Here is a 26,381-nt window from a genome sequence, read left to right on the forward strand (position 1 = left end):
AAGTTCCACCGCGGGGTGCACGTGGGCATGATCGGGGTCAACGTCCCGATCCCCGTCCCGGTCGCGTACCACTCCTTCGGCGGGTGGAAGAACTCCCTCTTCGGCGACAAGCACATCTACGGCGAGGAAGGCGTGGCCTTCTACACCCGCGCCAAGGTCATCACCCAGCGCTGGCCCGAACCCACCCACGCCTCCGGCGCCACCTACAGCTTCCCCTCCAACTAGCCACGCTGGTTCAGCGGAGCCCGGCGGAGTCGGAACCCGCAAGTGGTTCCGACTCCGCCCAACCACCGCCTCGGCCCGACCGCGCCGCTGGTTGAGCGGAGCGCAGCGGAGTCGAAACCCGTAAGTGGTTTCGACTCCGCTCAACCACCGGCTCGGCCCGACCACGCGCGCTCCTTTTGGATGCCTCCCCACGGGGTAGTGCCTGCTCGACACCAACCTTCGACGGGAGGACCGGGTCCATGGCGCCCTCAGCAACTCCACGGCTCCCCGACAGCACGCTCGCCTTCCGCAGGGAGGGCTACACGTTCATCTCCACCCGCTGCGACCGGCTCGGAACGGACCTCTTCGCCACGCGGCTCCTGCTGCGCCCGGTCGTGTGTCTGCGCGGGGCCGAGGCGGCGGCCACGTTCTACGACCCGCTCAACTTCACCCGCGAGAACGCGGTCCCCCGCAGTGCACAGCACCTCCTCCAGGACGAGGGCAGCGTCCAGACCCTCACGGGCCTGGCCCACCACCGCCGCAAGCGCCTCTTCCTCGACCAGCTCACGGACCGCTCCGAGGAGCGCCTGGCCGAGAGGTTCGCGGCTGCCTTCGACGCAGCCCTCAGCAGGCCCGACTGCCGGCGCTTCGTGCTCGACACCGAGGTGCGGGCCGTCCTGACGGAGGCGGCCCTCCGCTGGGCAGGCCTCGAGGCCGCGCCCGCGGTCGTGCAGCAGCGCTCGGAGGAATTCGGGCTCATGGTGGACAAGGCGGGATCGCTGGGTCCACCGAACTGGAAGGCACGACGCCGGCGGGTCACCACCGAGCGCTGGGCCGCCGAGCAGATCGCCGGGCTCCGCGAGGACGGTGCCGGGGAGGACAGCGCAAGCCCAGCCGGCGCCGTCGCTCTCCACCGCGACGACCACGGCCAGCTCCTGCCGGAACCGGTCGCGGCGGTCGAGCTGCTCAACCTGCTCCGGCCCGTGGTCGCCGTCGGGCGCTTCATGGCGTTCGCCGTCGTGGCCCTCATCCAGCGCCCGCTCTGGCGGGCTCGGCTGGCGGAAGGCTCCGCCGAGGACGAGCTGCTCTTCTCGCAGGAGGTGCGGCGCTACTTCCCCTTCTTCCCCCTCGTGGGCGGGACGGCCTTGCGCCGGTTCACCTGGCGCGGCCACGAGTTCGACGCCGGGGACATGGCCCTCCTGGACCTGTACGGGACCAACCACGACTCCCGGGTGTGGCACGACCCGGAGAGCTTCGACCCCGACCGCTTCCGCGGGTGGAATCCCGACCCGAACACCCTCATCCCCCAGGGAGGGGGCGACGTGGTCACGGGCCACCGCTGCCCCGGCGAGGGCGCCACCTTGAGCCTGATCAGCTCCGCGGCGCGCGTGGTCGGCGAGCACCCCGAGTTCGAGGCTCGCATCCAGGACCTCACGATCGACCTGCGGCACATGCCCGCGGCGCCGAGGAGCGGCGTCGTGCTCACCCGCAGGCAGCCACCCACCCGGACGAAGGGACATTGATGGGTCAGGAGAAGATGGACCAGACGAAGGCTCCGGTGCTCGAGGCCCTCGAGGAGTACCACCGGCTGGACCGGTACGGCTTCACGCCCCCGGGCCACCGACAGGGGCGCGGCGCGGACCCCCGCACGGTCGAGGCCCTCGGCCGGGACACGTTCCGCTCGGACGTCCTCGCCACGGCCGGGCTCGACGACCGGAAGGCTTCCGGGGGCGTCCTCAGCGACGCCGAGAAGCTCATGGCCGAGGCCGTCGGCGCAGAGCAGGCCTTCTTCTCCACGTGCGGCAGCTCCCTCTCGGTCAAGGCCGCCATGCTGGCCGTCACCCAGGGCGACGGGGAGATCCTCATCAGCCGCGACGCCCACAAGTCCGTCACCGCGGGGCTCCTCTTCTCGGGGCTGCGCCCGCAGTGGATCCCCGTGCGCTACGACGAGGACCTGCACCTCGCCCACCCTCCCGCGCCCGAGGCCGTCGAGAAGATGTGGGAGCGGCACCCCGACGCCGCCGCCGCGCTCATCGTCAGCCCCACCCCCTACGGGACGTGCGCCGACCTCGAGACCATCACCGAAATCTGCCATTCCCGCGGGAAACCGCTCATCGTGGACGAAGCCTGGGGCGCCCACCTGCCGTTCCACGACGGCCTGCCCACCTGGGCGATGTCCGCGGGCGCCGACATCTGCGTCGTGAGCGTGCACAAGATGGGCATGGGGTTCGAGCAGGGCTCCGTCTACCACCTGCAGGGATCGCTCGTGGACCCGGTCCGGCTCCAGCAGTGCGCCGACCTCCTCGCGAGCACCAGCTCGAACGTCATGCTCTACGCGGGGATCGACGGGTGGCGCCGGCAGATGGCGCTCCACGGGACCGAGCTCCTGGACCGCGCCATCCAGCTCGCCCAGCGCCTGCGCACGGACATCGAGGCCCTCCCGGGCCTGCACGTGCCCCACGACGAGCTGCTCGAGGCCGAGGCCTCCCACGACCTGGACCCGCTGCACATCCTCATCGACGTGACCGGTCTGGGGATCAGCGGCTACCAGGCCTCGGACTGGCTCCGCGCCGAGCAGCGCATCGACATGAGCCTCGTGGACCACCGCCGCGTCGAGGCGGTGATCACGACCGCCGACGACGACGCGAGCGCCGAGCGTCTCCTCGCGGCCCTCGAGCAGCTCCTCCGTGCAGCGCCTTCGATGCCCACGCCGCCGAAGATCAGGCTGCCGCACGGGCCCGACTTCGAGCCGGAGATGGCACAGCAGCCGCGCGCGGCCTTCTTCGGCCCGGTGGAGGTGGTCCCCGTGGGCGAGGCCGCGGGCCGGATCGCCGCCGAGCAGATCACCCCGTACCCGCCCGGGGTGCCGGCGATCCTGCCGGGTGAGCGCATCAGCCAGACCATCCTGGACTACCTGCTCAGCGGCCTCGAGGCCGGGCTGTACCTGCCGGACCCCGCGGACCCGAAGCTCCAGACCGTCCGCGTCGTCCCCGAGTGACCCCTACTGCCCGTCTCCGCGCGGGCGCAGCCACGCCCTCTCGCCGTACGGGCGCCGCTCGGCACCCATCGCCCGCGAGAGCCCCCGGCCCGCGGAGACCAGGACCGGGAGGACGAGCTCGGCCCGCTCGTCCTCCAGCGGCATGACCACGGCGATCGCGCCCACGACGGCGTTCCCCTCGCCGAAGACGGGCACGGCGTAGCCGACGTTCTCCTCGACGAGGACGCCCGCCAGCCGGCAGTACCCGGTGCGCCGCACCTCGGCGAGGGCCGCGCGGAGGCCGGGCGCGGCGTCGTGCGCGGACCCGCCCGAGTCCGCCGGGGCCGCGGGGGCGAGCGCCCGCTCGCGCACGTTGGGCGGGGAGAAGGCGAGGATCGCGAGGCCGGGCGAGGTCTCTGTCAGCGAGAGGCGCGCGGCGACCTCCCCGAGGTTCTTCACGGCATTGCCGTGCTGGTCGAGCCGCTCGACGTACAGGACCGTGCCGGTGTCCAGATCCGGCACGGCGAGGGAGACGTGCTGCCGCACGGCCGCGTGGACGCCCTCGAGGAAGGGCAGGCCCCGGCGGCGGAACTCCTCGAGCGGGGTGGAGCGCGCCGCCAGCTCCCACAGCCGGGCGCCGACGGCGAAGCGGCCGTCGGGAGTCCGGGCCAGGAGGCCCTCGGCGGCGAGGTCGGTGGCGAGGCGATGGGCGGTCGACGTCGAGAGGCCGGCTGCGCGGGCGAGCTCGGCCGGGGTGAGGGCCGGCTGGTCGCGGGTGAAGGCGTCCATGATCCGCACGACCCGGCGGATCACCGACTCGCCCGTGGAGCTGTTGGCCATCTCAGCGGTCGTCGCGGCGGTAGACGCAGAGAACGATCCCGGACGGCAGGGCGCGGGACTCGGCCAGGGCGAACCGGGAGGCGGGGAACCCCTCGGCGAAGAGCCTCTTGCCGGTGCCCAGCACGAGCGGGTAGACGAGGAGCCGGTACTCGTCGACCAGGTCGTGCTCGGCCAGGGTCCTGACCAGCTGCGTGCTCCCCCAGACGCGGATCTCGCCGCCGGGCTGCGCCCGGAGCCTGCGCACCGCCTCCGGCACGTCGGGGCCGAGGAGCTGTGTGTTCTTCCAGGCGGCGTCCGCCAGCGTGCGGGAGGCGACGTACTTGGGGATGCGGTTGTACCGGCGGGTGAGCTCCCCCTGCAGGCCGGGTGCGTCCTCGTCCCACACGCCCCACGAGCCGGCGAAGATCTCGTATGTCACGCGCCCGAGCAGCAGCGCCTCGGTTTTGCTCTCCCACTCCCGGACGATCTCGGTGCCGAGCTCGTCGTCGTAGTCGTTCTGCCAGCCGCCGTAGGGGAAGCCCTCGTCACGGTCCTCGTCCCGGCCGCCGGCCGACTGGACGACGCCGTCGAGCGTCATGAACGCCTGGACCACGATCGAGCTCATGCGGACATCCTAGGAGGGGCGCCCGTGGTGGGCGCGCCCCAGATGCTCGGCACGCCGCCCCAGCGCCACCCGGAGGTTCCCGGCGAGGTGCACGAGCACGGCGACGACGAGGAAGCCGAGCAGCACCTGGCCGGTCGAGACGAACACGGCCGCCCACCCGCCGTCGAGCGTCGGGTCGAGGAAGTCGTAGACGTACCACCCGTCGATGGCGCCGCGGATCCACGAGAAGGCCAGGAACGCGGCCGGGTAGACCATCCATGCGAACGGGCGCCACCAGCGGCCGCGGACGGTCCGGTTGACGACGAGCCAGTCGAGCAGCGCGAACAGCGGGGCGATGCGGTGATGGAGCATCTGCGGCCAGTAGAGGTCCAGCGTCCACCACGGCTCATCGGGGGGCGCGACGAGCACGACGTACACGATGCCCGTCATGACGAGGTAGAACACGAGCGCCCCGAAGAGGTGGTCCCACCACGCCGGCAGCGCCGCCCGCGGGAACGCGGCCGAGGCGATGAGCACGACGCCGAGCGCCAGGTTGGACTGGATGGTGAACTCGGAGTAGAGCTGGGGGATGTCGACATCGTTGGTCGGAAGCGTGGCGTCCAGCGTCTTCTGGACGAGGGCCACGAGGAGGGCGAGTCCGACCAGCGCGCGCAGCAGTCGGATCCACATCCGGTCCGGGTCCAGTGCGCCGATGAGGCTGTGGTTCCGCTCGACCGGGGGGTTCAGCGTCGATGGGCCGCTCATGCAGCCAGTGTCCGCCACCGCGCCCGGCCGCCCCAGAGGCGAAGGTCCGGGCGTCAGGCCGTTCTGCTGGCCGCCCTGCTCCCGCCGTGCATGCGACCGAACGGGCCCCAGCGGTGCGGGCGGCCCACCGCGAGCGCGGCCCTGGCGTTCCCCGCAGCGTGCACGACGACGCCGACCACGAGGAAGGCGGCCAGCACCTCGGCGGCAGCCACCAGCACGGCCGACCAGCCGCCGTCGAGCGTCGGGTTGAGGAAGTCGTACGGGTACCAGCCGTCGAGGGCGCCGCGGATCCACGAGAACGTGAGGAAGGCCGCGGGGTAGCCCATCCAGACGAGCGGCCGCCACCACGGCCCGCGGGTGGTGCGCGTGACGAGGAGCCAGTCGAGGCCGGCGACCGCCGGCGCGATCTTATGGGTGACCATCCACGGCCAGTAGAGGTTGAGCGTCCACCACGGCTCGCCCGGAGGGGCGACCAGCACGGCGTACACGATGCCCGTCATCACGAGGTAGAACGCGAGCGCCCCGGACACGTGGTCCCACCAGCGCGGCAGCGCCTCGCCCCGCCGCGTCGCCGCGACGAGGAACATGATCCCGAGGACGAGGTTCGAGTGGAAGGTGAACTGGGAGAAGAGCTGCGGGATGTCCACCGAGTTGCCCGGCTGGGTCGCGTCGTAGGTCTCCTGTGCGAGCGAGGCGAGCATCGCGAGCCCGGTCGCTGCGCGGACCAGGCGGATCCACGGCCGGTCGGGGTGCAGCGCGTGGTTGAAGCCGAGGTCGCGCTCGAGGGGAGGGTTAGCCGTCGCTGGGCCGCTCATGGGGCCCAGTCTGGTCCACGGCCGGCACTCTTTCCAGAGCCGAAGGTCCGCCTCGACAGCTTGAGCCGCTCGAGCGCCGAGCGTCGTTGCAGTGCTTCCCCAGCAGACTCTCACGCCCGGCATAACCCCTCGAAAGGTGAATGACAGGTTCGCCGGGCATCGTGGAGTGGACATCGCGGCAGACCACGCCGCGTGTGACCACAGGAGGCACACCATGAAGATCACCCAGCGCATCGGCTACGCCGCGGCGTCGGCCGTCGCCGTCGCCGGGCTCATCGGGGGTGGGGCCGCGGTCGCGAACGCGGCGTCCACGCCCAGCCCGTCGCCGTCGTCGAGCGGCACCGCCGGCTCCGGAACGGCTCAGGGCCGTGGAGGGCACCAGCACACCGACGCGTCGGCCGACGAGACCGCCAGGGTCACAGCAGCCGTCCAGGCGAAGGACGCGAACGCCCAGGTCTCCAAGGTGATGAAGGACGAGGACGGGTCGTTCGACGCGATGGCGACGTCCAACGGCACCACCGTCCGCTACGAGGTCAGCGCGGACTACGCGACCGTCACGGCAGACGACCACGCCGGCCGGGGCATGGGCGGTCAGGAGGCCGCCCTCACCGACGACGAACTCGCCAAAGTCACGGCGGCCGTCAAGGCCAAGGACGCCGGCGCGACGATCGAGAGGTCGTGGAAGGACTCCGACGGCTCGTTCGACGTTGTCGCGACCTCCAACGGCACCAGGGTGAAGTACGAGGTCAGCGCCGACTACGCGACCGTCACCACGGACACCGGGTTCGGCCAGGGCCACATGAACGACGGCGGCGGGTCGGATTCGTCGTCGAACGGCTCGAGCAGCCCGAGCGCCTCCAGCGGCACGACCCAGGGCTGAACCATAACGGAGCCGCCCGCCCGACGGGACTCGTCGGGCGGCCGGTTTGCGTCCCGCCCCTACCCCGGCAGCGGCACGTCGGGAGCGTCGTCCTCGTCGCCGTAGGCCTTCTCCTCAAGGTCCCTGGCCTTTGCGTCGTTCTCGTCCGAGGCGATGCCGGTGTCGTGCTGGAACCCGTCCAGCCGTTCGACGTCGGGCTGCTCCTCGTCGGGGTGAAGACCCTTAGGCTGCTCTTCGCTCATCCCGGTTCTCCTTTCCGCTGGGGGCGTCTGTCCTCCGGAAGCTACCCGTCACCGCGCGGGTCAACCCTGAACCGGGGGTGCGCTGCCCCGGAACGGTCCCTACCGCCCGCCCTCGATCTTGCGGCTGCGCTGCTCGATGGCCCGGCCGCCGTACGGGTAGATGTCGAGCTCGGGCTCGCTGACCTTCGTGAGCTCGGCGGACTGCTCCTCGGTGAGCGTGAGGTCGGCGGCCTTGAGGTTGTCCGCGAGCTGCTCCCGCGTGCGGGCGCCGAGGATCACCGACGTCACTGCGGGCTGGTCCGCCACCCACCGCAGCGCGACCTGAGCCGAGGAGACGCCGTGCTCCCCCGCCACGGACGCGACCGCCTCGATGACCTCCCACGTCTTCTCCCGCGCGTTCCGCGGACCCCACGCCTCCATGCCGCGCTGCGGGTTCTCGCCCAGCCGCGTCGCGCCCGTTGGCTGGGTGTCGCGCTGGTACTTCCCGCTCAGCCAGCCCCCGCCGAGGGGAGACCAGGGCAGGAGGCCGAGGCCGGCGTCGAGCGCGGCGGGCACGATCTCGGATTCGATGCCGCGCACGAGCAGGCTGTACTGCGGCTGGAGCGTCACGGGAGCGGCCCAGCCGTGGGCCTTGGCCTCGTAGGCGGCCTTGGTGATCTGCCAGCCGAGGTAGTTGGAGAAGCCGTAGTAGCCGATCTTCCCCGCCGAGACGGCGTCGTCGAGGAAGCGGAGCGTCTCCTCGATGGGCGTGTGCGGGTCCCACGCGTGCATCTGGTACAGGTCCACGTGGTCGACGCCGAGCCGCCGCAGCGAGGCGTCGAGCGCGGTGCGGAGGTGGCGGCGGGACGTCCCGAGGTCGTTGGGCCCCTCCCCCATGGGGAACCGCCCCTTGGTCGCGATGACCATCTGGTCCCGCCGGTCGGGATTGGCCGCGAGCCAGCGCCCGATGATCTCCTCCGAGGTGCCCCGGCTGTAGACGTCGGCCGTGTCGAGGAAGTTCCCCCCGGCGGCGGCGTAGTCGTCGAGCAGGGCGTGCGACGTCGGCTCGTCGGCTTCCGCGCCGAACGTCATGGTCCCGAGGGCGAAGGCGGAGACGGCGGCGCCGCTGCGCCCCAGTGTGCGGTACTCCATGCGCGCGCCCTTCCTAGTCCTCGTACTCGTCGTTGCCCGCAGGCGGGTAGTCGTCGTCATCATCAGGCAAGGGCTCGGCCTGTTCCAGCAGGTCGGCCTCGTTCGCCTCCGGATCCGTGCTGGCAGCGGGCGCGCCCCCGCCGGGCAGTGCGGAGGTGCGCTGCTCGAGGTAGTCGGCCTCGGAGGCCTCCAGCGGGGTGCCGGCGGCGGGTTCGTCGGGCGTGACGGGACCTGCGGGAATGCTCTGCTCCACTGCGTCTGCCTCAGGCACTTCGTCAGTCATGTCCTGCCTCCTTAGGATCCTCATCGGCATACTCCAATGAGTCGGCGTACCCCCATGGGTCGGATCCTAAACGCCGGACCCCCCGACCTGACAGAGCCGGGAGACGGTGGAGCGCAGCTGCGCGGGAGTCGCCCGGCCCGTCCCCGCGGAGTAGGCGGCGTCGGCGTGCAGCATGAGCGCCGCGAAGACGAGCGCGACGGCGAGGCGCGCCGTCTCTGACGTCGCGCGCTGCTCGGCGAGGCGGATCACTCCCTTGCGCGCCCCCGAGGACCATTGGTGGAGGGCGGCGAGGAGGTCCGGCTCGAAGCCCATGAGCTCCTTGATGCGCGGGATGTCGCCCTCCGGGCCGCCGGCGATCCCGGCCACGAGCTCGCAGAGGTCGTCCACGAGGGTGCCGTGCGCCTCGAGGAACCGGCGTTCCTGCTCCTCGGACAGCGCCGTGGCGGGGAGTCCCAGGGTCGCGGCCGCCTTCGAGGGGAAGTAGTTGAAGAACGTCCGCTCGGAGATGCCCGCCTCCGCGCAGACGTCCGCGACCGTGACCTGCGCGAGGCCGCGCTCGGCGGCGAGGGCGAACGCGGCGTCGTGGATCGCCCGCCGCGTCCGCTCCTTCTTGCGCTCCCGCAGGGTTCCCGGCGCGTCGTCGTGCGCCGTGCCGCCCTCCATCCCGCTCACCCCCGGTGGACCCGGATCACGCCGGTGTCGGGGCCGGTCGGCGAGCCGGTCTCGGCGGCGGCCAGGGCGGCGTCGGACTCGAGGTCCTCTGCGGTGCTGCGGGCGTCGGCCTGCTCCTGGAGCGCCGAGCGCTGGCGGAGCGGCGGGACCTTGAAGAACCACGAGAGCACGAACGCGAGGACCGTGATCCCGAACCCGACCCAGTAGATGCTCACCGCGGAGTCGTTGAAGCCCACCATGAACGGCCGGGTGAGGCGTGCGTCGGCGCCCTTGAGGAAGGAGGTGTCCGAGGTGGTGGAGGACGAGGACCCCTCGGACGAGGACCCGTCCTTGAGCTTGTCGACCATCGTCGGCACGAGCCTGTCCACGATCGCGGACCGCTGCGCCTGGTCGGAGTAGTCCACCACGAGGCGGCCGTTCTCGACGGCGGCGCCCGCCTTCTGCGCCGCGGCCTCGAGGGCCTGCTGCTCGGCGGCCGGCTTCGCAGCGGCGACCTGGCTGTCGATGACACCCTGGGCGGCGGACTCCGGGAGCACCCCGGCGGCCACCTGCTTCTGGACGGCGGCGGTCACCTGCTGCGTCACCGCTTGATCAGCGGCCTGCTTGGCAGCCGTGGCGCCCTGGTCGAGCCCGGACTGCACCTGCTCCTTCACCGGGCCCACGATGGGGTTCCAGATCTTCTCCATGACGCCGCTGTTCGCGGGATTGGACGCGACCGAGGGCGTGAGGGCGGCGTCGAGGGCGCTCGTGAGGTCGTCCTTGTTCTGCATCGCGGAGCTGATGTTGGTCGACATCGTCGCGAAGAGGACGGAGAGCAGCACGGCCGTGCCGAGCGTCCCGCCGATCTGCCGGAAGAAGGTGGCAGAGCTCGTGGCGACGCCCATGTCCCGCGGAGTGACGGAGTTCTGGGAGGCCAGGATGAGCGACTGCATGAGCTGGCCCATGCCGAGCCCGATGAGGAACATCGCGATCATGAGGTACCAGAGCGGCTTGTCGACCGTCATGGACGTCAGGACGAGGTAGCCGATCGCGACGAGGAGTGTCCCCGTGACCGGGAAGATGCGGTACTTCCCGGTGCGGGAGACGATCTGGCCGGAGGCGATCGAGGCGATCATGAGGCCGCCGATCATGGGCAGCGTCGCGAAGCCGGACTCGGTGGGCGTGAGGCCCGTGACGAGCTGGAGGTACAGCGGGAGCGTGAGCATGGCCCCGAACATCGCGAAGCCCACGAGGAAGCCGAGGACGGTGGCCATCGAGAACGTGCGCGAGCGGAAGAGCCGCAGGGGGATGATCGCATCCGTGCCCATGGCTCGCTCGATAGCGATGAACGCGACGAGCCCGACGCCGCCGATCACGTAGCAGGCGATCGACGCCGCGGAGTCCCAGCCCCACTCGCGCCCCTGCTCCGCCACGAGCAGCAGCGGGACGAGCGTGACGACGACGGCGGTGGCCCCCCACCAGTCGATCCGCGGGGCCTCGTGCTTGTGGAACTTCGGCAGGTGCAGGAACGCGAGGACCATGAGCAGCGCGAGGATGCCGATGGGCACGTTGATCAGGAACACCCAGCGCCAGCCGGAGATCCACATGATCTGGTTCGCGTCGGCGAAGACGCCGCCGATCAGCGGGCCCACCACCGAGGAGACGCCGAAGACTGCGAGGAAGAAGCCCTGGTACTTGGCTCGCTCGCGCGGGGCGAGGATGTCGCCCATGATCGCGAGCGGCAGCGACATGAGCGCACCGGCGCCGATGCCCTGGAACGCCCGGAACCCGGCGAGCATGATCATCGAGGTCGAGAACGAGGACAGGAACGAGCCCAGGATGAACACCGCGAGGCCGAAGATGTACAGCGGGCGGCGGCCGAAGATGTCCGAGAGCTTGCCGTAGATCGGCGTCGTGATCGTCGAGGTGATGAGGTATGCGGTGGTGACCCAGGCCTGCTGGTCGAGGCCGTGGAGGTCGTCCCCGATGGTGCGGATCGCGGTGCCGACCACGGTCTGGTCGAGGGACGAGAGGAACATCCCCGCCATGAGGGCGTAGATGACCAGCATGATCTGCCGCTGGGTCATGACGGCGTCCGACGGCGCAGCTGTCGCCGGGGAGCCTGCCGATGCGTGAGACATGGAGGTGTCCGAATCTGTCAGAGGGGTTCAGGAGTCAGAGGGCCTGGGAGCGCAGTCGTTCGCCGAGGCAACTTTGCAGACTCTGCAAGTTTACACACTCTGCAAGAATCCGTCACCACGCGCTGGCGCTACCCCTCGTCGATCCGCTTGAGCAGGTCGCCGAGGGCCTCGCGGATCTCGTCGTGGCCGTACTGCGAGGCGCGGCTCTCCCCCGAGATCACGGCGCACCGGTGCACCTTCGCGAGGTCGCTGAAGGGGAACTTGTAGCGTCCCTTCGTCCCGCCCTCGTCGTCGTCCACGCCGAGGAACCACTTCGCGTACTCGTCCTCGCCGTGCTTGTCGAGGTACGCACTGAGCTCCTTGGCCGACGGCGCATGCTCGCTCCAGTCGTCCCGCGAGTCCCGCACCACCTTGCCCTCGCGCACGAGCGCCTTCGCGTTCTCGTACGCCTTCCTGTTCAGCTTCACCGCAGTTCCTCCTTCCGAACGCACGACGCCGGGACGCGCCGTCCGCGGGAGGCTTACCCGGCGTCGGGGTGCTGAACCGGCCGCGACAGGTCCTGCCGGCTACGGCCCTGGGCGCGCCGCGCAGTCGAGCGGAAGACCACGGCGGCCTGCTGCCCTGCGGGGCTGAGGCGGCGGTTGGCGAGGTGGGCCAGGAGGATCCGGCGGTTGGGGGAACGCTCGATGGGGACGGAGACGATGTCCGGGCGCAGGGCGGAGAGCGCAAGCTGGGGAGCGAGGGCTATCCCGATGCCCGCCGCCACCATGCCCTGCGTCTCCTGGTAGTCGTTGGCCGCGAAGGCGATGCGCGGTTCGAAGCCGGCGTCGCGGCAGACCCGGCTGAGGACGTCGGCCACCGGGTGCTCGTCGCGGACGACCCACTCCTGGTCCCGCAGGTCTGCCACGCGCACGGGCCCGGCGTCGGCGAGCGGGTGCTCGCGGGGCACGAGGAGCACGGTGGGGTCGCTCATGAGGGGCGTGACCGTGAGCTCGTCGTCTTCAATCCGCTCCCACGGATAGTCCCACAGGAGCGTCAGCTCGATGTCACGCCTCTTCAGCCGCTCGATGAGGCCGCCGCGGCGCGCGCTGACGACCGTGACGGCCACGTCAGGGTGGCGCGCGCGGAACGCGAGCACGACGTCGGGCATGAGGGAGGCGCCCACCGTGGGGAAAGTGCCCATCCGGAGCTGTCCGCGCCGCAGTCCCGCGAACTCGTCCATCTCCGCCCGCGCGGCGTCGATCGTCCTGTCGATGTCGTCGGCGTAGCGCAGCAGTGCCGTGCCGGCCTCCGTCAGGGCCACCCCCCGGGGGCGCCTCTCGAGCAGGGCCACGCCCATCTCCTGCTCGAGCTTGGCGATCTGCTGGGAGACCGCCGACGTCGTGAAGGAGAGCGCCGCCGCGGCGGAGGTCAGGGAGCCGAGGCGTGCCACCTCGCGCAGCAGGTGGAGACGGCGCAGATCGAGGTCAGCCATATCGAGACTTTAGCAGGAATAGACAGTGGTCGAATTCTTCGTGATTGTGCTGAAGGCTCGCCGCCCCGATCGTAGAAGGAGCAGGCGCTGTGAGGCGCAACACCCCACGACACGAAGGAGACGGCCGTGCAACTACGCGGTCACTGGTACCGGGGCGGCACGAGCAAGTGCTGGCTCTTCGACGCACAGGACATGGCCCAGCACGCGGACACCCGCGAGGAGATGGTCGGGCTGCTGGCCGACGCGTTCGGTGCGGCGGACGCCCGCCAGCTCGACGGCGTCGGCGGAGGCACCTCGACGACCTCCAAGGCCGCGATCATCACCGCCACCCCGGACGGCCCTGCCGATCTCGACTACCTGTTCGCGCAGGTGGGGATCGGGGAGCCGACCGTCGAGCTCGGGTCCAACTGCGGCAACTGCGCGACCGCGATCGCCCTGTACGCGGTCCAGGCCGGCGTTGTCGCCCCCGCGGAGGGCAGCACCCGCGTCCGGATGCGCAACCTCAACACCGGCGCGGTCCTGACCGGGACGATCGCGACCCCCGGCCGTCGGATCCCGACCTCCGGGCGGGCCACGGTGCCGGGCAGCGACGCTCCCGGCGTGCCGGTCAGCCTGTCCTTCCACGCTCCGTGGGGGCAGACGACGGGAGCGGTGCTTCCCACCGGCAGCCCGGCTGACCGGCTCGCCGTCGGCCACACGGTACTCACCGCCTCCATGGTCGACGCCGGGGCTCCCGCCGTCTTCCTCCGCGCGGACGAGGCCGGGATCGACCTGTCCAGGATGGATTCCGGCCTGGCCGACCACCTGCCCCAGCTCCTCGCCGCCCGGGCCGCCGCCGGCGTCGCCATGGGGCTGCGGAGGCCGGAGGATCCGCCGCAGAACGCGATCCCGAAGGTCGGGGTCGTCGCCCCTGCCGCGGACTACACCGCGGCGGACGGCACCAGGATCGCGGCGGACAGCCACGACGTGCGGGTGCGGATGCTCTCGATGCTCGCACCCCACCCCGCGATCGGCCTGACCTCGGCTGTCGCGGTCTCCCTTGCGGGGGCGGTGGCCGGATCGGTGGTTGCCGACGCCCTGTCCCCGGTGGACACCGGAAGCAGCACGAGGCTCCTGCGCATCGGCACGCCGGCCGGGGTCATCACCACCGAAGCCATCACCGACGGCTCCGGAGCCGTCACTGAAGTCGCCCTCCACCGGGCGGCCCGCCAGCTCGCCGTCGCCGACATCGACGTCGCACGGCCGCTCGCCCAGACGGCGTAGCACCCATCACCAGCCCCCTGTCATCATGGACAGGGCAGAACTCCAGGAAGTTGTTCAATGAAGATCAAAGCCATCCTCGGGCACCTCTACGTCCAGGTCCTCATCGGCGTCGGGCTGGGCATCCTCGTCGGCGCACTCTGGCCCGACCTCGGCGCAGACCTGAAGCCGCTCGGCGACGGGTTCGTGAAGCTGGTGAAGTTCATGATCGCCCCGATCGTGTTCTGCACCATCGTCAGCGGCATCACCTCCCTGACCGACACCAAGAAGATCGGCCCCACGCTGCTGCGCTCGCTCGGGCTCTTCTACGCCCTCACCGCGCTGGCGCTCGCCCTCGGCCTCGCCTCGGTCATGCTGTTCCAGCCGGGCGCGGGCATGCACGTCGACCCGGCCCACCTGGACGCCGGCGTCGCGGCGAAGTACACGAGCCAGATCCACAACAACACCCCGGTGGACTTCCTCCTGAGCCTGATCCCGACCACCTTCGTGGGCGCCTTCGCCGACGGCGAGGTCCTGCCCGTGCTCCTGATCGCTCTCCTCTGCGGCTTCGCGTTCACCCGGCTCGGCTCAGCCGGCAAGCTCGCCCTGGATGTGGTCAACAGCTTCAACAAGCTCCTGTTCGTCATCTTCGGCTACCTCATGAAGGTCGCCCCCATCGGGGCCTTCGGCGCCATGGCCTTCACCGTCGGCAAGTACGGCGCGCACTCCATCGGCAACCTCGGCCTGCTCATCCTGGCCTTCTACGCCGCCTGCATCGCCTTCGTCGTGATCGGGCTGGGCATCCTCGCCAAGATGAACGGCGTCAGCCTCTGGCAGGTCCTGCGCTACTTCAAGGACGAGATCTTCATCGTCCTGGCCACCTCGTCCAGCGAGCCCGTGCTCCCGCGGCTGCTCTCGAAGCTCGAGCGCATCGGCTGCAACCGCGGCGTCGTAGGCCTCGTGGTCCCGACCGGCTACTCCTTCAACCTCACTGGCACCGCCGTGTACCTCACGCTCGCCTCGATGTTCATCGCCCAGGCCTGCGACATCCACCTCAGCTGGGACCAGATCCTGCTCATGCTCGGCATGATGCTCCTGACCTCCAAGGGCGCCGCGGGCGTCACCGGAAGCGGCTTCGTCGCCCTCGTGGCCACCCTCGCCGTCATGCCGACCCTGCCGGTCGCGGGCGTCGCACTCATCGTCGGCATCGACCGCTTCATGAGCGAGGCCCGCGCCCTGACCAGCACCATCTGCAACATCGTCTCCTGCATCGCCGTGGCGCGGTGGGAGAAGGCCCTGGACACCGAGGTCCTGCGGGCCGAGCTCAGCTCGGGCTTCGTGCCGACGGAGGCTGAGACGGAGTCAGCGACCGAGCCGCAATCACAGACGGAGGCGGAGAAGCAGGGCGCCGCAGTCCCCGTGGCCGCGCACTGACGCCCAGCAACCCACCGACGCCCAGCACCGAGTGCTCCGGGGCCCCCCAAGGGCTCCGGAGCACTCCCGCGTTCGCCGCTCTAGGCGGAGGCCGCCGCGGCGAGTCGGAGGCGCCGCTCCGCGAGGGTCGCGAGGAAGAGGGCGTGGTCCGGAAGGACGCTGTCCTCGAAGACCGCCCGTGCGGAGTGGATCGGCGCCCAGTCCGCGGGGTCCATGTCCCGTGAACCGGCTCCGAGGTGCCCGTAGGAGCCTGGGACCTCCTGGAGGACCCTCGAGAAGTCCTCGGATCCCGCTTTGGGGTTGAGCAGGGTCTCGAAGCGGCTCCCGCCGAACAGGTCCTGCGCGGTGGATGCCCAGAACTCGGCGTGCTCCGCGTCGTTGATGGTGGCGGGGAGGGTGCGCCGGAACTCGGCCTCCGCGGTGAGCCCGTGGGCTTGGGCGATCCCGGTGACCAGCTCGGGGAGCTCGCGCTCCAGACGGTCTTCGACCTCAGGGGTGAAGCAGCGGATGCCGGCCCTGAAGTAGGCGCTGTCCGGGATGACGTTGGGCGCGGTCCCGCCGTGGAATTCGCCCACGGTGAGGATGACCGGGTCGAAGACGTCGAACCGCCGCGTGATGTAGGTCTGGAGGGCCCCGATGATCTCGGCGCCGGCCTGGATCGGGTCGAGCGCCTGGAAGGGGCGCGCGCCGTGGCCGCCTCGCCCGTTGATGACGACGTCGAGCCGGTCGAAGGCCGCCATGTAGGGACCGGGGCGGTTGGTGAACACCCCGGCCACGGAGTCGGAGACGACGTGGAGGCCGTAGGCGCCGGACGGCCGGGGGCCGGCGGCGTCGAGGACGCCTTCCTCGATCATGACCTGAGCGCCGTTGAACCCTTCTTCTCCCGGCTGGAACATGAAGATGACGTCCCCCTGCAGCTGGGCGCGCCGGGCATGCAGGAGCCGGGCGGCACCGACCAGCCCGGCCATGTGCAGGTCGTGCCCGCAGGCGTGCATCGAGCCATTGCGCGAGGCGAACGACAGCCCGGTGCTCTCGGACAGCGGCAGGGCATCCATGTCCCCGCGCAGCAAGACGCAGGCCGGGGCGTCACCTGGGTTTTCGCCGCGCAGGACGGCTGTGACCGACGTCGTGCGCGTTCCCGTCGTGACGTCGAGGTCGAGGCCGCGGAGCGCCTCGAGGATGAGGCCCTGGGTCTTGGGCAGGTCGAGGCCGGTTTCCGGGACCTGGTGGAGTTCACGGCGCAGGGCCACCAGGTCGGCACCGTCTTCTTCGGACACAGCCGCTCCCCTCGTGTGGGTTCTCGTGCTGCCCATCATGCACCCGGCAGCCTCCCCGCGCGCCGCACCCGTCCGCTGCCGCCCCAGGGACCTTCAGCCCGCGGGGCCCCGGACCTCCGCGATGGGGATGTCGAGGTCGCGGCCGAGCCGCACCCAATGCGCGGACGTCTCCCCCGCGAACCGCCGGACGAGGTCCTCACGCGTGAGGCCCACGTGGGCCGCGAGCCGCTCAGCGAAGGGCCGCTCGAGGGCGGCGACGGCGACGAAGCCGTCGCGGGTGGCGTAGACGCCGTAGCCGGCCAGGCCACCGGCGAGCACGCCGCCGGGGGCAGTGAGGCCGTGCCGTACCGCGGCGGCCGCGTCCCGGCCGGCGTCGTCGAGAACCACCCGGACGTGGCTGCCGTCCCCGCCCCGCTCCCGTTCGAGCAGGGCCAGCAGCGCCGCGGACACGGCGCGCTCGGCTCCGAGCAGGTCCGCCACCGGGACACGCGGCATCGACGGCGGGCTCAGCAGCCCGTGGAGGGCCTGGTAGGTGAGGTCGTGGCCGGGGCGCTCGGCGTCGTCGCCCTCGAAGCCCACGATCTCCACGTGGCCGAGCCGGAGGCGCCGCACCGCCTCCGGGATCCCGAGGCGGGCCAGGGCCGAGGGCCGCATCGCCGTGAGCAGAAGCCCGGCGCCGGCGAGGATCTCCGCGAACCGGTCGCGGCCGGCGTCGTGCCGGAGGTCCAGTGCCACGACGTCCTGGCCGGCCACCAGCTCCCGGTACCAGTCCGGTGCGGCGGTCGCGAGGGGGTCTCCCTCCGGCGGTTCGACCTTGACGACGCGCGCGCCGAGAGCGGCCAGCCGCGCCGCGGCGAGCGGGCCGGGGAGGTTCACCGCCAGGCACACCACCGTGGTGCCCGCGAGCGGCTCCACGTCTACGCCTTCGCCGCCGGCGGGACCGTCAGGCTCCCGTAGCGCTCCATGCGGTGCCAGCGCAGGTGGACACCGGCGAGGGCGGTGACGACGGACTGGATGACGACGAGGTACATGAGCTGACGGTAGACGGACTGCTGGAGCGGCAGCGTCCACAGCGGACCGAGCCGCTCCCGGTCGAGCCGGAACGCGTACGCGGCCATGAGCAGCTGGACCAGCAGGAAGACGAGCCACAGCGCCGCGATGCGGAAGGGGTCCAGGAAGATTAGACCGTAGACGGCGAACACGTCGACGATGGGTGCGAAGAGCGGCAGCAGGACCTGCAGCATGAGCAGGTATCCGAGCCCCCGCCGGCCGAGCTTCCCGGCCGCCCCGCGCTGGACGACGGCGCCGCGGTGCTTCCACATGGCCTGCAGCGTGCCGTAGCACCAGCGGTAGCGCTGCTTCCACAGCGCGCCGAGCGTCGCGGGGGCCTCGGTCCAGGCCCGCGCGCTCTCCTCGTACACCACCCGCCAGCCGTGGCGGCACAGCGCCATGGTCAGGTCGGTGTCCTCCGCGAGCGTGTCGTCGCTGACGCCGCCGACGGCGAGGAGCGCGTCGCGCCGGAACGCACCGATCGCCCCGGGCACGGTCGGCATGCACTCGGCGAGGTCGAAGAGCCGGCGGTCCAGATTGAAGCCGACGACGTACTCGATGTGCTGCCACGCCCCGAGGATGCCGCCGCGGTTGGCCACCTTCGTATTGCCGGAGATGGCACCGATGCGCGGGTCCGCGAACGGCTGGATGAGCGCGTGGACGGTGTCCGGCTCGAAGACGGTGTCGCCGTCCACCATCACCACGATCTCGTGGCTCGCGGCGAGCAGGCCCTCGTTCAGCGCCGAGGGCTTCCCGCCGTTCTCCTTCCGGATCACGACGACGCCGGGCAGCCCGAGCGCGTCGACGAGGTCCGCGGTGCCGTCGGTCGACCCGTCGTCGACCACGATGATCTCGACCGGGTGCGTGGAGGCGGCGATCGAGCGGACGGCGGCCTCAATGCCGGCCGACTCGTTGTAGGCCAGGACGATCACGGTGACCGGTTCGGTAACCTCGGGGCGGCTCAGGACCCCGACCGTGCGCCGGCCCCGCCCAGCCCGCCGCCTCCGCCGGGCCTCGCGGCTGTGGCGGGCGGCGAAGCCGATCACGAGCACGGCCCGGGCGAACGTCACGGCGCCGGCGGCCACAAGGGCCCAGGAGATGGCGGTGACCACGCAGTCGCTCAGCCGCACGCCCCACACGAAGGCCGTGCCGCTCACCTCCTGGGCCAGGCTCGTCGGGCGGGTGCTCTCGACGCCGACGGCGTCGCCCGCCGTCGTCGCCCGGTACCCCCGGGCGGCGGCGTCCGTGAGGAAGGAATCGAGGGCGGCGACGGTCTGCGCACGGTCCCCGCCGCCGTCGTGCATGAGGACCACCTGGCCCGGGCGCTGCCGCGCGTCCGGACCGGGCAGGGCGAGGTTCTGCAGGATCGCCTGCTCGCCGGGACGCTGCCAGTCCTTGCTGTCGAGGGTGCTGAGGACGGTGAGGTAGCCCTGGTCGGCGGCGGAGCGGATGGCGGACCACGTGCCGTCACTGACCGACTCGTTGTCCGAGCTGTACGGGGGGCGCAGGAGCGAGGGGGACAGCCCCGTCACGCCGGCGATGGCCTGCTGGGCGCCCTCGATCTCGAGGTCTCGGCGCCAGGCGGGGGCGTTGCCGAGGTCCACGTGGGTGAGGGTATGGACGGCGACCTCGTGCCCCTCGTCCGTGATGCGGCGCATGAGGTCCGGGTGGTCGATCGCGGCCGAGCCGACCACGAAGAACGTCGCATGGACGTGGTGCTTGGCGAGGACGTCGAGGACCTGCGGCGTCCACACGGGGTCCGGGCCGTCGTCGAACGTGAGCGCGAGCGTGCCGTCGGCGGGGCCGGCCGTCTGGACCGCGCCGCCGCGCGCGTCGATCACCGGGCCGCCGTGCGAGACGGCGGTGGGCACGCTGGCGGCTCCGGCGTCGGCGCCGGTCGACTGGTCCGCATAGGTGGCCGAGCGCCCCACATACCCCTGGACCGTGAGAGCGAGGCCCAGGGCGAGCATCGTGATGGCGAGGACGAGCCAGTGCGCGCGGACTCGGGCCGGCTGCGCGCCCCGGCTGCCCCGCGCACGACGCCGCGTGGCCGGGTCGAGTGCCGGGGCCGTCACGGGTGCGCGGGGGCGGTCGGGCGGGTGCTCTGGCCCGGAGCCGTGTCGCTCTTGCCGTTGACGGCCGACGCCGCGGCGGAGGGGGCCGGAGCCGCCGCGGCTGCCTGCACAGGGGGCGCCGGAGCCGCCGTGGTCGCGGGAGCGGGCGCCGCTGTCGCCGGCGCCTGGACCGCACCGGGCTGCGGAACCGCCGCCGGCTCGTTGCCCGCGGGATGGGCGGCCGCCTGCGCCCGGGCCACGGAAGGGGGCTCCGGCGCGTCCGCGGTCGCCGCCGAGGAGGGAGCCGGGGACGGCGGGGCGGAGGGCGCGGGGGCGCCCACGGCCTGGCGGGGAAGGTAGGGGGCGGCGACGTTCGGGCCGCCGAGCAGCGCCACGGCAAGGAGCAGGGCATAGGCGGCCACGATGGCGAGGGCGAGGATCCAGATGGCCCGCACCCGACGCAGCCTGCGTCCGGTGGAGTCGACGAAGATGGGTCCGGCCAGAGGGTCGGGCCCGGGGTCGGGAGTCTGCAGAACGGGCAGGGGGCTGGTCTGGGGTCCAGGGGATGCCGTCATCGGGCACCCATTCTAGGCGACGGCCCGCGGCGGACGCTCACCGCGGGGTCTCCGAAGACGGGACGAACGCTCGGACCACCGCCTCAAGAGGCGCGCGGACGTCCGCGTCCGGGTCCACCGCGATCCGCTGGAAGGTCATGCCCTCGCCGATCGCCGTGATCGCGGTGGCCGCCGCCACCGGATCGGGAGCTCCGAGGCGCGCCATGGCATTCTCGACGAAGGCCCGGAAGTAGACCCGGCCTGCGAGCAGGGGGCGCCGGACGTCCTCGTTGTGCGTGCCCTCGAGGAAGAGCACGTAGCGCGCGATGGTCCGGGTCCGGGACGCGGTGGTGATCGTCTCCACAGCCTGGGCCAGGAGATCGACGAAGGCGGCGACATCGGCTGGCGGGCTCGGCGGCGTCCCGAGCTCGGCCAGATCCTGCTCCGCGAGCCACTGCACCACGCCGGTCAGGAGCGAGGAGCGAGTGCGGAAGTAGTTGGACGTGGAACCCCTCGGCATCCCGGCCGCCTCATCGACGCGGGTGTGCGTGAGAGCTCTCAGTCCCTGTGTGCCGAGCAGTTCGGCAGCGGACTCCAGGACGCGTTCTCGCATCGACATGGTGACCACTATAGATGCAGTGATTTTCCACTAAAGAAGTAGTACCCTGTTTCCACCACCGGTGCAGCAGCTGGTCAGCCTCAAAGGGAGGATGCGATGTCTGCAGTAGAAGAAAGCGTGGTCGTTGCCCGACCCCAGCAGGAGGTCTTCGACTTCCTGGCAGAGTTCGGAAACCTCTCGCTCTACGACGCCTTCGTGACTGCGTCCAGCCGGATCGGCGACGGCCCGCCGGGGCTCGGGACCCGCGGCCGGGGAACTACGCGGTTCATGGGCCGCGAGTTCGACTGGATCGTGGAGTTCACGGAGTTCGAGCCGCCCCGGCGGATGGTGTCGCGCACGGTCGGAGGAGAGAGGGACCTGACCGCGGCCTTCACCATCGAACCCTCCGACGGCGGCACCCGCGTCACCGAGCGGCTCGAAAGTGAGATGGGCGGCCTCGTGGGCAGACTGCCCGCCCCGCTGCTGAACCGGCTCCTGAGCCGTTCCCTCCGCGCGAACCTCAGGACCCTGTCCCGGGTGCTGGGCGAACGCCGCACCTCCATGGCTCCGCGCAGAGCGGCCATGCCCCGGCTCGACGGTGTCACACACCGGTGGGTCGACGTGGGCGGGCTCAGCATGCACCTCGCCGAGGCAGGCGAAGGCGAGCCGCTCATCCTCCTGCACGGCTTCCCCCAGAACTGGTGGGAATGGCACGGCCTGATCCCCCGCCTGGCCGAGAACTTCCACGTGATCGCCGTCGACCAGCGCGGCTTCGGCTGGACCGACGCCTCGGCGCGGGTACAACACCGCCACGCTCGTCGGGGACGTCATCCGGCTCATGGAACACCTGGAGGTCCCTCGGGCACGGTTCCTCACCCACGACTGGGGCGGCCTCGTCGCCCAGCTCCTCGCCATGGAACGGCCCGATCTCGTCGAGGCGCTCGTGGTCACAGGCTCTCCCGACCTGCACATCAGGCCGAACGCCCGGCTGCTCCCCCTCTTCCCCAAGCTCTGGCACGTCTTCGCCCTCGCGCTCCCGGCGGCTGGCCCACGCTTCCAGCGGAGCCGGAAGCTCGTGCGGCACCTCCTCACCGCCTTCGAACCGCCGGGGGGAGTCGCCGAGGAGGACATCGAGCTCTACCGCACCGGCATGGCGCAGCCGGACAGGGCCTACGCAGGCTCTGCCCTCTACCGCAGGACCATCCTCCCGGCCTTCATGGGCATCATCGTCGGCACGCACGCCAGACGGGAATTCACCACCCCGACCCTCGTCCTCGTCGGCGCGATGGAACCCTCTGGCACACTGCAGGAGATGGGCCACCGCCGCAGGCGCGGGAGCAATGTCACCGCCGAGATCCTGCCCGGCGAAGGCCACTTCCTCCCCGACCATTGCCCTGAGGCCGTGGCAGACCGAGCGCTGCGGTTCTTCGGGAAGGCCGCCTGAGACGGTTGTGGGCGGTCAGCGCTGCCGTGCATGCTGGACGGCATGCTGGACCGCGTGCCGCACGGGCGCATTCGGGGCGCCGAAGCCGTCGTACCCGTCGATCCGCTGGACGACCTCGAAGAACACGCTGCCCACCGTGGCCGTGTAGAAGTGCAGGAACTCGCCCTTCTCGTCGCGGTCGTAGAGGAGGTCGAACTCGCGCAGCGCCGCGAGCTTGCCCGGCGGCAGCTCGAAGCGTGCGTCGAGGTCCTCGTAGTAGTTGTCGGGGATGGGCAGGAACGGCAGGCCGCGGCGGCGGCAGGCCTGGGCGTGGGCGATCAGGTCCGGGACCTCGATCGCGATGTGCTCGGCGAACGTGTCGAACACGGTCCCGCGCACCGAGTCCGCCCGGACCCATGGGGCCAGGTTCAGCGCGAGGCGCACCGCCCGGCCCCCGTCCGCGAGCGGGGTCTGCATGACCTGCGAGCGCACGAGGCCGCTCGGGCTCGACACGTCCTGCGAGGGCTGCGGCGTCAGGGCGAGCGTCGAGGAGTAGAAAAGGACGGCCTCGTCGTAGTGCTGCCACGGCTGGGCGAGGTTGATGTGGTCGATCCTCGCCCGGCCACCGCGCGCGCCGGAGCCGACGGACGACGGCGAGCGGTCGCCGTCGTGCGCCGCCTCGCCCTCCCCGCCGCCGAACTCCCGGATCCAGCGGGCGTCCTGGCACAGGAACACCTCGGTGCCGTCGGGAGCGCGGACGGCCTGGAGGATCTCCTCGCCGGCCTGGGAGGCGCGCGCGACGGGGACGGCCTTGAGCTGGGCGGCGCGCGCGACGGCCTTGACGGCGTCGTCCACGTCGAAGGCCAGCGCAGAGATCCCCGGAGCGACGCCGCGGGCCCCCTGGCGGTTCAGGACGATCCGCGCATCCCCGAGCGTCCAGAGCGAGACGGGCTTGGTGCGGTGCTCGCCCTGGGAGGCGAACCCGAGCTGGGCGAGAAGCCGCTCGAGCGGGTGCGTGTCCTCGGCGGTGACCTCGGCGAAGTTCATGCCCGACGGCGGCGCGACCTCGGGGAGCGTGCGCAGGGGCATCGCGGGCTTCGCCGCAGGGGCGGCCAGGGCGGCGTCGTGCTCCGCGGCAACGCGTTGGGCCGCCACGTGCTGGGCCGTGCGCTCCTCGAGCCAGATGAGCGAGCGCATCGCGTCCACGGCGGTGCGCTCCACGTCGGCCTGCCGGAACGTGTCGTTGAAGACCTCGAGCGAGACCGGGCCGTTGTAGCCCGTGTGTGCCACATGGCCGAGGAACTTGGGCAGGTCGAACTGGCCCTCGCCCGGGAAGACGCGGTAGTGGCGGCTCCAGTTGAGGACGTCCATGGAGAGCTTGGGGGCGTCGGCGACCTGGACGAAGAAGATCTTCTCCCCGGGGATCTTCTCGATGGGCTCGGTGTCCCAGCCGCGCGAGAGGATGTGGAACGTGTCCAGGCACGTCCCGAGGCTGGGGTGGTCGGCATCGGCGACGAGGCGCCACGCATGCTCGTAGTCGTTGACGTAGGTGCCCCACGCGAGGGCCTCGTAGGCGACCTTGGCGCCGTGGTCCGCGGCGAGCTCGGCGAGGCCGTGGAGCTGCTCGGTGCGCAGGGCATCGTCGTCGATGCTCGCGGTGCCCACGTTCGAGCACACGAGGATCGTGTCGATGCCGAGGCGGCCCATGAGCCGGAACTTCGCCTCGGCGCGGCGCAGGTTCGCCCGGTACAGGTCCTCGGGCACGGAGTCGAGGTCGCGGAACGGCTGGTAGAGGTCGAGGCCGAGGCCCAGGTCCTCCGCGAGCAGCCGCACGTCCTCGGGGCTCAGGGACGAGGTCACGAGGTCCGTCTCGAAGATCTCGACCCCGCCGAAGCCGGCCTTCGCCGCTGCGCGCAGCTTCTCCTCGAGGGTCCCGGACAGGCAGACGGTGGCGATCCCAGTGCGCATCAGCGGGCCCCCGCCGTCGTCGCGCCGGCCGTCTCGGCCTCGGCGCGCTGCTCCGCCGCGATCAGCTCGAGGAAGTGCGCGCGCATGCGCTCGGCGTCGGGCTCGAGGCCCGTGAAGATGCGGAACGCGTCGACGGCCTGGCCCACGGCCATGCGGCCGCCGTCCAGCACGCGGCAGCCGGCGGCGCGCGCGTCGCGGACGAGCTGCGTCTCGATCGGCCGGTAGACGATGTCCGCGACCCAGTGGCGCGGCGTCAGCAGCGACGTATCGAAGGGGGTCCCCGGGTGCGCCGCCATCCCCACCGGCGTGCAGTGCACGACGCCGTCCGCGGCCTCCAGCAGCGAGGCGAGCTCCGCCGTCGTGCGCGCCTCGACCGACGCGGCCGGGAAGAGCCCGGCGAGCTCGGCGGCGCGGCCCTCGGCGCGGGAGCGGTCGACGTCGACGATCACCAGGTGCCCGACCCCGGCGGTGAGCAGCGCGTAGGCGACCGCGGAGCCGGCCCCGCCCGCGCCGAGCTGGACGACCCTGCCGAGCGCCGCGTCGGGCAGCCCGGCACGGAAGGCGGCGAGGAAGCCGGACATGTCGGTGTTGTGGCCCACGGTCCGGCCGTCGGCGCCGATGACGACGGTGTTGACCGCGCCGAGGCGGCCCGCGTCGGGATCGACCTCGTCGAGGTGCTCGATCACGAGCTGCTTGCACGGGTGCGTGATGTTGAGCCCGTTGAAGCCGAGGTTCCGGGCGGCGCGCACGAGCTCCCCCACGGACTCGGGGGCGAGGCCGAGGGCGGCGATGTCGATGGGCCGGTAGAGGTAGAGGAGGCCGTGCTCGGCGCCCTCGCGCTCGTGGAGCGAGGGGGTGAGGGACGGCGTGACACCGTCCCCGATGAGGCCGATCAGGTACGACTCCGTGGTGAGGCTCATGGTTTCCTTTCGGGCGATTGCCCGTCGTGGGGTCTAGTGGCGGGGCAGGCGCGCCGCGAGTTCCTCGGCGGCCTCGTGGAGTGCGGGCAGCTGGTCGACGAGATCATCGGTGCCCATGCGGACGGTCGGGGCGGAGCAGGCGATGGCTGCGAAGGCGCGGCCGGCCTCGTCCAGGACGGGGACCGCGACGGCGCGCATGCCCACCTCGTTCTCCTCGTCCATGAGCGCGTAGCCCAGGCTGCGGATGCGGTCGATCTCGGCGCGGAACGCGCCCCGGTCGGTGATGGACTTGGGCGCGACCGGCGCGAGCTCGAGGCTCTCGACGAGGTGCTCGCGGTCCTCGGGAGCGGCGAACGCGACGAGGGCCTTGCCGACGGCGGAGCAGTGCAGATGGCCGCGGTAGCCGGGGTCGCTCGTGACGCGGAAGGCCTTGGGGCCGTCCACCTTCGCGACGGTGAGGAACCTGTCCTCGTCGCGGACGGCGAGGATGCTCGCCTCCTGGGTCTTCTCGGTGAGGCGGGTCAGCACGGGATTCGCCGTGCCCGCGAAGCCGAGGCTGTTGGCGACGTAGAGGCCGAGCTGGAACACGCGCAGGCCGAGGCTGTACTTCTTCCCCTCCGGCTCGAAGTCCACGAAGCCCGCGCGCTGGAGCGACTGCAGCAGCCGGTAGGCGGTGCTGAAGGGCAGGTCCGCGCGGCGGGAGAGGTCCGCTGCGGTCGTCGCGCCTGGGGCGTCTCCGAGCATGACGAGGAGGCTCAGCGCCTTGCCGACCATGTCGGTCTTGCCCGGCTTCGGCGCCGGCTCGTCGGGGGTGAGCGGGGTCATGTTTCGATGGTGCCACAGTTCTCACGATGTGGCAACGGTCACCGAGATGTGGG

The 26,381-nt window shown here is 71.7% G+C and carries 25 protein-coding genes and 1 pseudogene; 7 read left to right on the plus strand and 19 right to left on the minus strand.

Annotated features, from left to right (window positions below; translation table 11 throughout):
- The 3 genes from CGQ25_RS16315 to CGQ25_RS16325 all read left to right on the plus strand — a co-directional run.
- Nucleotides 1–225: aldehyde dehydrogenase family protein (locus tag CGQ25_RS16315; protein ID WP_208710882.1), on the plus strand; the 225-nt coding region annotated here is incomplete at its 5' end.
- A gap of 239 nt (nucleotides 226–464) precedes the next feature.
- Entirely contained in the window at nucleotides 465–1,727 is a 1,263-nt protein-coding gene (locus CGQ25_RS16320) for a cytochrome P450 (RefSeq protein WP_208710883.1), read from the plus strand.
- Nucleotides 1,727–3,202 carry an aminotransferase class I/II-fold pyridoxal phosphate-dependent enzyme gene (locus tag CGQ25_RS16325; RefSeq protein WP_255405388.1) on the plus strand — a complete coding sequence of 492 codons (1,476 nt, stop codon included), beginning with the start codon at nucleotides 1,727–1,729 and terminating at the stop codon, nucleotides 3,200–3,202. The genes CGQ25_RS16320 and CGQ25_RS16325 overlap by 1 nt, the downstream gene beginning before the upstream one ends.
- Nucleotides 3,203–3,205: 3 nt before the next feature.
- Here the strand turns inward: CGQ25_RS16325 and CGQ25_RS16330 are convergent, their stop codons facing one another.
- The 4 genes from CGQ25_RS16330 to CGQ25_RS16345 are packed head-to-tail and all read right to left on the minus strand — an operon-like array spanning nucleotide 3,206 to nucleotide 6,184.
- The gene (locus tag CGQ25_RS16330; protein WP_208710884.1) at nucleotides 3,206–4,021 is read right to left on the minus strand and encodes an IclR family transcriptional regulator; all 816 of its coding nucleotides are present in this window, start codon (nucleotides 4,019–4,021) and stop codon (nucleotides 3,206–3,208) included.
- A 1-nt stretch (nucleotide 4,022) separates the two neighbouring features.
- The gene (locus tag CGQ25_RS16335) at nucleotides 4,023–4,625 is read right to left on the minus strand and encodes a dihydrofolate reductase family protein (protein ID WP_208710885.1); all 603 of its coding nucleotides are present in this window, start codon (nucleotides 4,623–4,625) and stop codon (nucleotides 4,023–4,025) included.
- A 9-nt stretch (nucleotides 4,626–4,634) separates the two neighbouring features.
- Nucleotides 4,635–5,369, minus strand: coding sequence for a Pr6Pr family membrane protein (locus tag CGQ25_RS16340; RefSeq protein WP_208710886.1), 735 nt, complete (start codon nucleotides 5,367–5,369; stop codon nucleotides 4,635–4,637).
- Nucleotides 5,370–5,422: 53 nt separating this feature from the next.
- Nucleotides 5,423–6,184: a Pr6Pr family membrane protein gene (locus CGQ25_RS16345; protein ID WP_208710887.1), complete on the minus strand. Its 762-nt coding sequence runs from the start codon at nucleotides 6,182–6,184 to the stop codon at nucleotides 5,423–5,425.
- A 214-nt stretch (nucleotides 6,185–6,398) separates the two neighbouring features.
- Between CGQ25_RS16345 and CGQ25_RS16350 the strand changes: the two genes are divergently transcribed.
- Nucleotides 6,399–7,064: a hypothetical protein gene (locus CGQ25_RS16350; protein WP_208710888.1), complete on the plus strand. Its 666-nt coding sequence runs from the start codon at nucleotides 6,399–6,401 to the stop codon at nucleotides 7,062–7,064.
- 59 nt (nucleotides 7,065–7,123) lie between these two features.
- On the opposite strand, the gene CGQ25_RS16355 is transcribed toward CGQ25_RS16350, so the two are convergent.
- The 7 genes from CGQ25_RS16355 to CGQ25_RS16385 form a co-directional block, all read right to left on the minus strand.
- Nucleotides 7,124–7,306, minus strand: coding sequence for a hypothetical protein (locus CGQ25_RS16355; RefSeq protein WP_208710889.1), 183 nt, complete (start codon nucleotides 7,304–7,306; stop codon nucleotides 7,124–7,126).
- Between the two features lie 99 nt (nucleotides 7,307–7,405).
- Nucleotides 7,406–8,437 (minus strand): aldo/keto reductase, encoded by a 1,032-nt coding sequence (locus CGQ25_RS16360; RefSeq protein WP_208710890.1) that lies wholly within the window; start codon nucleotides 8,435–8,437, stop codon nucleotides 7,406–7,408.
- 13 nt (nucleotides 8,438–8,450) lie between these two features.
- Nucleotides 8,451–8,720, minus strand: coding sequence for a hypothetical protein (locus CGQ25_RS16365; RefSeq protein ID WP_222703669.1), 270 nt, complete (start codon nucleotides 8,718–8,720; stop codon nucleotides 8,451–8,453).
- Between the two features lie 66 nt (nucleotides 8,721–8,786).
- Complete coding sequence (locus CGQ25_RS16370) at nucleotides 8,787–9,383, minus strand: TetR/AcrR family transcriptional regulator (RefSeq protein ID WP_208710891.1); 597 nt, start codon at nucleotides 9,381–9,383, stop codon at nucleotides 8,787–8,789.
- Between the two features lie 5 nt (nucleotides 9,384–9,388).
- Nucleotides 9,389–11,512 carry an MDR family MFS transporter gene (locus CGQ25_RS16375; RefSeq protein ID WP_255405389.1) on the minus strand — a complete coding sequence of 708 codons (2,124 nt, stop codon included), beginning with the start codon at nucleotides 11,510–11,512 and terminating at the stop codon, nucleotides 9,389–9,391.
- A gap of 128 nt (nucleotides 11,513–11,640) precedes the next feature.
- A complete protein-coding gene (locus CGQ25_RS16380) occupies nucleotides 11,641–11,979 on the minus strand; it encodes a hypothetical protein (protein WP_255405390.1) in 339 nt (112 codons plus the stop codon).
- A gap of 53 nt (nucleotides 11,980–12,032) precedes the next feature.
- Nucleotides 12,033–12,986: a LysR family transcriptional regulator gene (locus CGQ25_RS16385; protein WP_208710893.1), complete on the minus strand. Its 954-nt coding sequence runs from the start codon at nucleotides 12,984–12,986 to the stop codon at nucleotides 12,033–12,035.
- 126 nt (nucleotides 12,987–13,112) lie between these two features.
- Here CGQ25_RS16385 and CGQ25_RS16390 point away from each other — a divergent pair, with 126 nt between their 5' ends.
- Nucleotides 13,113–14,249 carry a PrpF domain-containing protein gene (locus tag CGQ25_RS16390; protein WP_208710894.1) on the plus strand — a complete coding sequence of 379 codons (1,137 nt, stop codon included), beginning with the start codon at nucleotides 13,113–13,115 and terminating at the stop codon, nucleotides 14,247–14,249.
- Between the two features lie 57 nt (nucleotides 14,250–14,306).
- Nucleotides 14,307–15,659: a C4-dicarboxylate transporter DctA gene (gene dctA, locus CGQ25_RS16395; RefSeq protein ID WP_208710895.1), complete on the plus strand. Its 1,353-nt coding sequence runs from the start codon at nucleotides 14,307–14,309 to the stop codon at nucleotides 15,657–15,659.
- An 80-nt stretch (nucleotides 15,660–15,739) separates the two neighbouring features.
- Here the strand turns inward: dctA and CGQ25_RS16400 are convergent, their stop codons facing one another.
- The 5 genes from CGQ25_RS16400 to CGQ25_RS16420 all read right to left on the minus strand — a co-directional run bounded on the left by CGQ25_RS16400 (nucleotide 15,740) and on the right by CGQ25_RS16420 (nucleotide 21,213).
- Nucleotides 15,740–16,936 (minus strand): M20 family metallopeptidase, encoded by a 1,197-nt coding sequence (locus CGQ25_RS16400; protein ID WP_255405391.1) that lies wholly within the window; start codon nucleotides 16,934–16,936, stop codon nucleotides 15,740–15,742.
- Nucleotides 16,937–17,029: 93 nt separating this feature from the next.
- Nucleotides 17,030–17,851, minus strand: coding sequence for a CoA transferase (locus CGQ25_RS16405; protein WP_208710896.1), 822 nt, complete (start codon nucleotides 17,849–17,851; stop codon nucleotides 17,030–17,032).
- 2 nt (nucleotides 17,852–17,853) lie between these two features.
- On the minus strand, nucleotides 17,854–20,061 hold the full coding sequence (locus tag CGQ25_RS16410) for a bifunctional polysaccharide deacetylase/glycosyltransferase family 2 protein (protein WP_255405392.1): 2,208 nt from the start codon (nucleotides 20,059–20,061) through the stop codon (nucleotides 17,854–17,856).
- A complete protein-coding gene (locus CGQ25_RS16415) occupies nucleotides 20,058–20,615 on the minus strand; it encodes a hypothetical protein (RefSeq protein WP_208710897.1) in 558 nt (185 codons plus the stop codon). Before CGQ25_RS16415 ends, CGQ25_RS16410 begins: the two co-directional genes overlap by 4 nt.
- A 37-nt stretch (nucleotides 20,616–20,652) precedes the next feature.
- A complete protein-coding gene (locus CGQ25_RS16420; RefSeq protein ID WP_208710898.1) occupies nucleotides 20,653–21,213 on the minus strand; it encodes a TetR/AcrR family transcriptional regulator in 561 nt (186 codons plus the stop codon).
- Nucleotides 21,214–21,309: 96 nt separating this feature from the next.
- Between CGQ25_RS16420 and CGQ25_RS18575 the strand changes: the two are divergent.
- Nucleotides 21,310–22,636, plus strand: a pseudogene (locus tag CGQ25_RS18575) (alpha/beta fold hydrolase).
- A gap of 15 nt (nucleotides 22,637–22,651) precedes the next feature.
- Here CGQ25_RS18575 and CGQ25_RS16435 read toward each other — a convergent pair.
- The 3 genes from CGQ25_RS16435 to CGQ25_RS16445 are packed head-to-tail and all read right to left on the minus strand — an operon-like array spanning nucleotide 22,652 to nucleotide 26,328.
- Nucleotides 22,652–24,583 carry a bifunctional sugar phosphate isomerase/epimerase/4-hydroxyphenylpyruvate dioxygenase family protein gene (locus tag CGQ25_RS16435; RefSeq protein ID WP_208710899.1) on the minus strand — a complete coding sequence of 644 codons (1,932 nt, stop codon included), beginning with the start codon at nucleotides 24,581–24,583 and terminating at the stop codon, nucleotides 22,652–22,654.
- Nucleotides 24,583–25,503, minus strand: coding sequence for a shikimate dehydrogenase (locus CGQ25_RS16440; protein ID WP_208710900.1), 921 nt, complete (start codon nucleotides 25,501–25,503; stop codon nucleotides 24,583–24,585). The genes CGQ25_RS16435 and CGQ25_RS16440 overlap by 1 nt, the downstream gene beginning before the upstream one ends.
- 33 nt (nucleotides 25,504–25,536) lie before the next feature.
- Nucleotides 25,537–26,328, minus strand: coding sequence for an IclR family transcriptional regulator (locus CGQ25_RS16445; RefSeq protein ID WP_255405393.1), 792 nt, complete (start codon nucleotides 26,326–26,328; stop codon nucleotides 25,537–25,539).
- Nucleotides 26,329–26,381: the final 53 nt, after the last annotated feature.

The organism is Sinomonas sp. R1AF57, assembly GCF_002224485.1.
Classification (GTDB): Bacteria; Actinomycetota; Actinomycetes; order Actinomycetales; family Micrococcaceae; genus Sinomonas; species Sinomonas flava.

What these genes read in the sequence shown, in the direction of transcription:
- CGQ25_RS16320 (WP_208710883.1), top strand. Translation starts at nt 465, where the DNA reads ATGGCGCCCTCAGCAACTCCACGGCTCCCCGACAGCACGCTCGCCTTC.
- CGQ25_RS16325 (WP_255405388.1), top strand. Translation starts at nt 1,727, where the DNA reads ATGGGTCAGGAGAAGATGGACCAGACGAAGGCTCCGGTGCTCGAGGCC.
- CGQ25_RS16330 (WP_208710884.1), bottom strand. Translation starts at nt 4,021, where the DNA reads ATGGCCAACAGCTCCACGGGCGAGTCGGTGATCCGCCGGGTCGTGCGG.
- CGQ25_RS16335 (WP_208710885.1), bottom strand. Translation starts at nt 4,625, where the DNA reads ATGAGCTCGATCGTGGTCCAGGCGTTCATGACGCTCGACGGCGTCGTC.
- CGQ25_RS16340 (WP_208710886.1), bottom strand. Translation starts at nt 5,369, where the DNA reads ATGAGCGGCCCATCGACGCTGAACCCCCCGGTCGAGCGGAACCACAGC.
- CGQ25_RS16345 (WP_208710887.1), bottom strand. Translation starts at nt 6,184, where the DNA reads ATGAGCGGCCCAGCGACGGCTAACCCTCCCCTCGAGCGCGACCTCGGC.
- CGQ25_RS16350 (WP_208710888.1), top strand. Translation starts at nt 6,399, where the DNA reads ATGAAGATCACCCAGCGCATCGGCTACGCCGCGGCGTCGGCCGTCGCC.
- CGQ25_RS16355 (WP_208710889.1), bottom strand. Translation starts at nt 7,306, where the DNA reads ATGAGCGAAGAGCAGCCTAAGGGTCTTCACCCCGACGAGGAGCAGCCC.
- CGQ25_RS16360 (WP_208710890.1), bottom strand. Translation starts at nt 8,437, where the DNA reads ATGGAGTACCGCACACTGGGGCGCAGCGGCGCCGCCGTCTCCGCCTTC.
- CGQ25_RS16365 (WP_222703669.1), bottom strand. Translation starts at nt 8,720, where the DNA reads ATGACTGACGAAGTGCCTGAGGCAGACGCAGTGGAGCAGAGCATTCCC.
- CGQ25_RS16370 (WP_208710891.1), bottom strand. Translation starts at nt 9,383, where the DNA reads ATGGAGGGCGGCACGGCGCACGACGACGCGCCGGGAACCCTGCGGGAG.
- CGQ25_RS16375 (WP_255405389.1), bottom strand. Translation starts at nt 11,512, where the DNA reads ATGTCTCACGCATCGGCAGGCTCCCCGGCGACAGCTGCGCCGTCGGAC.
- CGQ25_RS16385 (WP_208710893.1), bottom strand. Translation starts at nt 12,986, where the DNA reads ATGGCTGACCTCGATCTGCGCCGTCTCCACCTGCTGCGCGAGGTGGCA.
- dctA (WP_208710895.1), top strand. Translation starts at nt 14,307, where the DNA reads ATGAAGATCAAAGCCATCCTCGGGCACCTCTACGTCCAGGTCCTCATC.
- CGQ25_RS16415 (WP_208710897.1), bottom strand. Translation starts at nt 20,615, where the DNA reads ATGACGGCATCCCCTGGACCCCAGACCAGCCCCCTGCCCGTTCTGCAG.
- CGQ25_RS16420 (WP_208710898.1), bottom strand. Translation starts at nt 21,213, where the DNA reads ATGTCGATGCGAGAACGCGTCCTGGAGTCCGCTGCCGAACTGCTCGGC.
- CGQ25_RS16435 (WP_208710899.1), bottom strand. Translation starts at nt 24,583, where the DNA reads ATGCGCACTGGGATCGCCACCGTCTGCCTGTCCGGGACCCTCGAGGAG.
- CGQ25_RS16440 (WP_208710900.1), bottom strand. Translation starts at nt 25,503, where the DNA reads ATGAGCCTCACCACGGAGTCGTACCTGATCGGCCTCATCGGGGACGGT.
- CGQ25_RS16445 (WP_255405393.1), bottom strand. Translation starts at nt 26,328, where the DNA reads ATGACCCCGCTCACCCCCGACGAGCCGGCGCCGAAGCCGGGCAAGACC.